Annotated in this window: 1 protein-coding gene; it reads left to right on the forward strand. The window is 26.8% G+C overall.

What is annotated here, in order from left to right; genetic code table 11:
* Positions 1–209, forward strand: a 209-nt coding sequence (locus ACRHOC_RS15995) for a DUF1800 family protein (protein ID WP_431159537.1), incomplete at both ends; no start/stop codon positions are given.

Genomic DNA, 209 nt, shown 5'->3' on the forward strand with positions numbered 1-209 from the left:
TAAAGTACCGTAATTTAAATAGAAATGTAAAAAACAGTGCAAATGAGAATTTTGCGCGTGAACTTTTAGAATTATTTACTCTTGGAGAACGAAATTACTCTGAAACTGATATTATAGAATGTTCTAGAGCTTTTACAGGATATAATTTTAAAGTTAACGGTGAGGTTAGATTTATAAAAAATAGACATGATTATGGTCAAAAATTGTTT

Source organism: Winogradskyella poriferorum (genome assembly GCF_050618035.1).
Taxonomy (GTDB): domain Bacteria; phylum Bacteroidota; class Bacteroidia; order Flavobacteriales; family Flavobacteriaceae; genus Winogradskyella; species Winogradskyella poriferorum_A.